The organism is Intrasporangium sp. (assembly GCF_039812505.1).
Lineage (GTDB): Bacteria > Actinomycetota > Actinomycetes > Actinomycetales > Dermatophilaceae > Intrasporangium_A.
Genome location: NZ_JBDIAQ010000036.1, coordinates 21,592 through 27,677 on the forward strand (window position 1 = coordinate 21,592; position 6,086 = coordinate 27,677).

At 74.1% G+C, this 6,086-nt stretch carries 6 protein-coding genes; 1 reads left to right on the top strand and 5 read right to left on the bottom strand.

The window, feature by feature from the left end; all coding sequences use genetic code 11:
• Positions 1-2: 2 nt before the first annotated feature.
• From WMI84_RS07115 to WMI84_RS07135, 5 genes are all read right to left on the bottom strand, one after another.
• Positions 3-1,178 (bottom strand): NADH-quinone oxidoreductase subunit D, encoded by a 1,176-nt coding sequence (locus tag WMI84_RS07115; RefSeq protein WP_347351680.1) that lies wholly within the window; start codon positions 1,176-1,178, stop codon positions 3-5.
• 180 nt (positions 1,179-1,358) lie between these two features.
• Entirely contained in the window at positions 1,359-2,564 is a 1,206-nt protein-coding gene (locus WMI84_RS07120) for an MFS transporter (protein ID WP_347351682.1), read from the bottom strand.
• Positions 2,565-2,573: 9 nt separating this feature from the next.
• On the bottom strand, positions 2,574-3,179 hold the full coding sequence (locus WMI84_RS07125) for a class I SAM-dependent methyltransferase (protein ID WP_347351684.1): 606 nt from the start codon (positions 3,177-3,179) through the stop codon (positions 2,574-2,576).
• An 11-nt stretch (positions 3,180-3,190) separates the two neighbouring features.
• Entirely contained in the window at positions 3,191-3,742 is a 552-nt protein-coding gene (locus WMI84_RS07130) for a copper resistance CopC family protein (RefSeq protein ID WP_347351685.1), read from the bottom strand.
• A 4-nt stretch (positions 3,743-3,746) separates the two neighbouring features.
• On the bottom strand, positions 3,747-4,946 hold the full coding sequence (locus WMI84_RS07135) for an SAM-dependent methyltransferase (RefSeq protein ID WP_347351686.1): 1,200 nt from the start codon (positions 4,944-4,946) through the stop codon (positions 3,747-3,749).
• A 29-nt stretch (positions 4,947-4,975) separates the two neighbouring features.
• Between WMI84_RS07135 and WMI84_RS07140 the strand changes: the two genes are divergently transcribed.
• Positions 4,976-5,866, top strand: coding sequence for a DUF2520 domain-containing protein (locus tag WMI84_RS07140; RefSeq protein ID WP_347351688.1), 891 nt, complete (start codon positions 4,976-4,978; stop codon positions 5,864-5,866).
• The last annotated feature ends 220 nt before the right edge of the window (positions 5,867-6,086 follow it).

Sequence of the window (6,086 nt, forward strand, 5' to 3'; positions counted from 1 at the left end):
CCTCATCGGTCGATGTCCCCGACCACGAAGAACATCGAGCCGAGGATCGCCACCATGTCGGAGATGAGCTGCCCCGGCAGCATCTCGGCGAGCACCGAGACGTTGTTGAACGAGGCCGAGCGCAGCTTGAGCCGCCACGGCGTCTTCTCGCCGCGGGAGACCAGGTAGTACCCGTTGAGGCCGAGCGGGTTCTCCGTGGCGCAGTAGACCTGCCCCTCGGGCACCTTGAGCACCTTGGGCAGCTTGACGTTGATCGGGCCGCGCGGCAGGGCGGCGAGGCGCGCGACGCAGGCGTCGGCGAGGTCGAGGCTGACCCGGGTCTGCTCCAGCAGCACCTCGAGGCGGGCCAGGCAGTCGCCCGCCGTGCGGGTCACGACCCGGCCGGGACCGCCCGGCGCGAACAGCTCGGCGTAGGCGAGGTAGGGCGCGTCCCGGCGCAGGTCGAGGTCGAGCCCGCCGGCCCGGGCGATGGGCCCGGAGACGCCGTGCGCCAGCACGAGGTCACGCGGCAGGACCCCGACCCCGCGCGTGCGGGCCTCGAGGATCTCGTTGCCGACGATGAGGTGCTCCAGGTCCGGCAGCCGGCGGCGCACTGCCGCGACCGCCTCGGTGACCCGCCCGAGCCAGCCGGCCGGCAGGTCCTGGTAGAGCCCGCCGACCCGGTTGAACATGTAGTGCATCCGGCCCCCGGAGGCCTCCTCCATGACGGCCTGGACCTCCTCGCGCTCGCGGAACGCGTAGAAGACCGGTGTGATCGCCCCGAGCTCGAGGGGGTAGGACCCGAGGAACATCAGGTGGTTCAGCACCCGGTTGAGCTCGGCGAGCAGGGTCCGGGCCCAGACGGCCCGCTCCGGCACCTCCATCCCGAGCAGGTCCTCGGCCGCCATCACCACCCCCAGCTCGTTGGCGAAGGCCGACAGCCAGTCGTGCCGGTTGGTCAGCACGGTGATCTGACGGTAGTCGCGCACCTCGAAGAGCTTCTCGGCGCCGCGGTGCATGTAGCCGATGACCGGGTCGGCGCTGACGATGCGCTCGCCGTCGACGACGACGCGCAGCCGGAGCACGCCGTGCGTCGCCGGGTGCTGCGGGCCGATGTTCAGCACCATGTCCGCGGTCGCGAGCTCGCCGGCCCCGATCCCGACGGTCAGCTCCTGTCCCCGCGTGGTGGCCTCGGTCATGGGACGAGGGTATGCCGACCCGCGGGGCCGGTTCGGATCAGCCCGGGCTGTGCGCGGTTGTGGTCGCCCTGGTGACCACAACCACGCACGGGCGGGTGGCACTGCCAGGTGGGCCGCTCGCGAGGGCGCGGCCCGACGACCCGGGTCCGGTCGCCGGACCCACGACCGGCCGGTCGGCCCTCACTCGCGTTCGACCGCGTCCGGCGGCGGCTCCGCCGGCCCCGGAGCCGGTGGAGTGCGCCGGCGGCGTACGGCAGGCTCGCGGAGGGTGAGCGAGACCAGCAGCCCGAGCACGGGCAGGACCATCACGATGGCCAGCGAGGTGCGCAGGCTGGTGGCGTCCGCGATCGCGCCGAAGATCGGGTTGAACAGCCCGCCGATGCTGACCGCCAGCCCCACCGTCACCCCGCTCGCGGTGCCGATCCGGTTGGGCAGGTAGTCCTGGCCGAGCACCACGAACACGGCGAACGGGACGTAGAGCGCGATGCCGCTCAGCGCCACGAAGACGAACGCCACCGCGAGGTTGCCGGCCAGCACGACCCCGGCTATCGCCGGCCCGGCCAGCGCGAACCCGACCCGGATGCTCATCAGGGCGCTCGTGCGGTCGGCGAGCCAGCCGCCGGCCAGCGTCCCGAGCGCCCCGGCCACGAGGAACACGGTCAGCGCCGTCCCGCCCACGACGTGCGAGGCGTGCAGCCGGGCGATCAGGTAGAGCGCGAGGAACGAGGTGATCCCGAAGAAGATGATCGACCGGATCACGACCGCGGCCGTGAGCCGCAGGAAGGCCGGCCACTCGTCGGCGACACCGGCCGCGCCGAGCCGGGCCCGACGCCCCATCGGGCCGTCGAGGACCGGGCCGAGCCGGAGCACCAGCACCACGATCATCACCGCGGCCGGGGCGAGCAGGATCGGGGTGCCGTGCAGCCCCGCCCAGACGAGCACCGGCGTCGTCACGAGCGCACCGAGCGCGTAGCCGACGTTGCCGCCGAGCGCGAAGATGCTCATCGCCCGGTTGCTGTCGCCGGAGGCCTGTCGTGCGGCCCGCGCCGCGTCGGGATGGAACGCCGCCACCCCGAGGCCGGACAGCGCGATGACGACCCAGGTGAGCGGATAGCTGGGCATCAGGCCGGCCAGCGCCACGCCGAGGGCGGCCAGCCCCATCCCGCCGGGGATCAGCCAGCGCCGGGGTCGCCGGTCGGTGAGCCAGCCGAAGGCCGGCTGGGCCACCGAGGACAGGAAGGTCGCGGCGAGCGTGAGGCCGGAGACGGCGGCATACGTGTAGTGCCGCTCGGCCACGAGGAAGGGCAGCAGCGCCGGGACCGCACCCTGGTAGAAGTCGTCGGCCACGTGCGCGGTGGACACCAGGGCCACGCCGCGCCGGTTCACGGCAGCGCCCTAGGCACGCCGCAGGACCGCGACGAGGAAGTCGGAGCCGGGCTGGAACGGGCGCAGGTCCCAGCCGCCCAGGAGCAGCTCGGGCTCCAGACCCGCGGTGCGCACGTCGGCGAGAAAGGCGTCGAAGTCGTAGCCCCGCCCCGCGCCGAAGCCGACGGCGGCCCGCCCCTGCTCGGCCAGGTGGGTGCGGAACCGGCGCAGGACCTCGACCCGGGTGCTCGCCGCCAGGAAGGGCATCACGTTGCCGGCCGCGACGATGGCGTCGAACCGGCCGCGGACGCCGAGCGCCGACAGGTCGAGCTCGGCAAGGTCGCCGACGACCCAGACCGGACCCGGGTGGTCCTCCTCGGCGGCGGCCACGAGCACCGGGTCCACATCAACGCCGACGACGTCGTGCCCGGCCTGGGCCAGGTAGCCGCCGACCCGGCCGGAGCCGCACCCGGCGTCGAGGACCAGGGCGTGCCGACGCACCATGGCGTCGACGAACCGGGCCTCGCCGTGCAGGTCGTGCCCCGCGGCGGCCATGTCCCGGAACCGCTTGACGAACCACGTGGAGTGGCTCGGGTTCGTGGTGACCATCTTGGTCCACTCGCTCGGCTCGACCATCGGTGCTCCGTTCAGGGTCGTGCGGCGGGGTCGCGACGACGTGCCGCGAGCCAGATGCCCGCCACCAGGACGACCACGATGGCGCCACCGGCGATGGTCAGCATGACCGGGACGAGCTGGGAGCTCTTGGCGGCGGCCTGCTCCGGGGTGTCCCGGGCCGGCACCTGCACCGGCGCGGCCTGGGTCGCCGTCGACCCGTCCAGGCCCAGGGTCGCGTGGAACGAGAAGGTCCCCGAGATCGGGTGGCCGTCGGAGGAGGTGACCCGGTAGGTCACCACGTAGGTCCCGGCCGGCGCCCGGGGGCTCAGCTGCTGGCTGAGCACTCGACCCTCGATCCGCGGCCGCCCCTCGGCGACGTCGCCTGCCGGGCCCTTGACCAGGACCTGGGAGCCGATGGCCAACGGGTCGTCGGACAGCGTGATCGAGACCGTACCGGGCAGCCGGTCGACCGTGGTGCCCTCGGCGGGGGTGGTGGACTCGACCACGTCGTGGGCGATCGCCGCCGGTGCCCCGGTCAGGGCGAGCCCGAGGGCGAGCAGGATCAGCAGGAGCCACCGACGCATGGCCTCAGGGTACGTCGGCGCCTTCCTTGCGCTGCAGCACCCACCAGAAGCCGCCGTACCCGGAGGGGTCGATCAGCCGCGCCTGCGCCGAGCGCCGCTCGAGGTCTCGCAGGTAGCCTGCAGGGTCGGTGCGAGCGCGGGTGTGGTCGGGCGGCCGCGCGTCGAGGCCGAGCGAGACGAGCAGGTCGCGCTGGCGGTGCACCTCGTCGGCCGCGAGGCTGTCCACGGCCACGTGGGCCGTCAGGTCGCACGTGCCGTCGGGCACGGGGCGGGTCAGGTGGCCCGCGCGGTATGCCGCCAGCGTCCCGCCGCTCGGCCGCTCGCTCGCGAGGTGGCCGTAGTCGACCGCGACCAGCAGGCCCGACGCGACCCGGGAGACCAGGCCGGCCCAGGCGAGGTCGCGGGTGCGGCCCACCTCGACCCGCTCGCCCGGGGTCCGGGTCGGCCAGTGCGACGCTGCCCAGGCCGCGTCCGGGTCGGTGAGCTTCGGCCCGAGCTCCTCGTCGCCGGTCGACGGGTCGACCAGGACCTCGCACAGGGTCCCGTCGTCCGCGACCTCGGCGACGGTGCACGGCACCACGTCGAGCCACTCGTTCGCGATCACGAGAGCGTCCTGCAGGTCGTGCAGGGCGGTGGGCAGGGCGGCGCCCCCAGGTGACCGGAGCCACTCGACCCGGGCGTCGAGCCCCGCCGGGCGGTCGACCACGTCGACGCCGACGACCCTCGTGTCGCGTCTCGTGTCGCCTGTCATGTCGCCTGTCATGTCGCCTGTCAGGTCGTGTGCCGTGTCGTCTGCCAGGTCGCGTCTCCTGTTGCCTGTCATGTCGCCTGTCAGGTCGCGTCTCGGGTCGCGTCTCCTGTCGCCTGTCTGGTCGCGTCTCAGGTTGCCAACGGTCCGTTCGCCAGGTGGCTGGGCACGGCCCGCAGGCCGGGGGCCCACGGCGGGCGCGGCCGGCAGGGCGAGGCGGGCCAGCCGGCTCGTCAGCTCGCCCCGGCCGGCACCGATGTCGACGACGACCGACGGCGCCCGGTCCGGCACGTACCGGTGCCAGAGCCGCAGCAGGGCCTCGGCGAGCACCGGCCCGGTTGAGCCATGGGACGCGGTCGTGAAGTGCGCCGCGGGCCCGCCGCGGGTGACGTAGAAGCCGAGCTCGGCGTCATACAGGGCCTGTTGCCAGGCCACCGACCACGGCAGGGCACCCATGGCGGGACTGTAGCGGTAGCGTTTCCGGGATGAGGACTCCGCACGAGCGACCGGCGCGCTTCGACGTCGGGGTGGTCGGCGCGGGCCGCGTCGGCGCGGTGCTCGGGGCCGCCCTCGCGCGGGCCGGGCACCGCGTGACCGGGGTGTCGGCGGTGAGCGACGCCTCGCGGGAGCGGGCCGACCGGCTGCTGCCGGGGGTGCCCACCCGACCGGTGCCCGACGTCATCGAGGGTGCGCACCTGGTCATCCTCGCCGTGCCCGACGACACCCTGCCCGGACTGGTGGCCGGGCTGCACCGGGCCGCCGTGTTCACGCCGGGCCAGCTGGTCATGCACACCTCGGGAGCGCACGGAATCTCGGTGTTCGAGCCGGCCGCCGGCAGCGACCTCGTCCCGCTCGCGCTGCATCCGGCGATGGCGTTCACCGGCACCGCGATGGACCTCGAGCGGCTCACCGACTGCTGTTTCGCGGTCACGACCATGGACCTGGCCCGGCCGCTCGGCGAGGCGCTGGTCATCGAGATGGGGGGCGATCCGGTCTGGGTGCCGGAGTCCCGGCGGCTGGCCTACCACGCGGCCCTGACGCACGCCGCGGACCATCTCGTGACCCTCGTCGCCCAGTCGATGCAGCTGCTCGGCGAGGCCGGGGTGGAGGGTCCGGACCGCATCCTGGAGCCGCTCCTGACGGCTGCGCTGTCGAACGCGCTCCGGCTCGGTGACGGGGCCCTCGGCGGGCCGGTGTCGCGTGGCGATGCCGACACGGTCGCCTCACACGTCGACCTGCTGGCCTCGGAGGCGCCCGACGTGCTGGCGACGTATGTGGCCATGGCCCGGGCGACGACGCAACGGGCCGTACTGTCGGGGCGGCTCGGCGCAGCCACGGCAGAGCCCGTGCTCGAGGCCCTGTCCGACGACTACTGACCCGCGGCCGGGTCCGTCCGGTCGTAGGGTCGGTGCCGGCCGGGGTGTGCGTGGTTGAGGTCGCCCTGGTGACCACAACCACGCACAACCCGGGGCAGCTGGGCGAGGCCGTGCGTGGTTGAGGTCGCCTTGGTGACCACAACCACGCACAACCCGGGCGAGGTGCCCACGGGCTCGTCGCCGTCCCGGGGTGTGCCGCCGTCGAACCCGCCCTGATCCG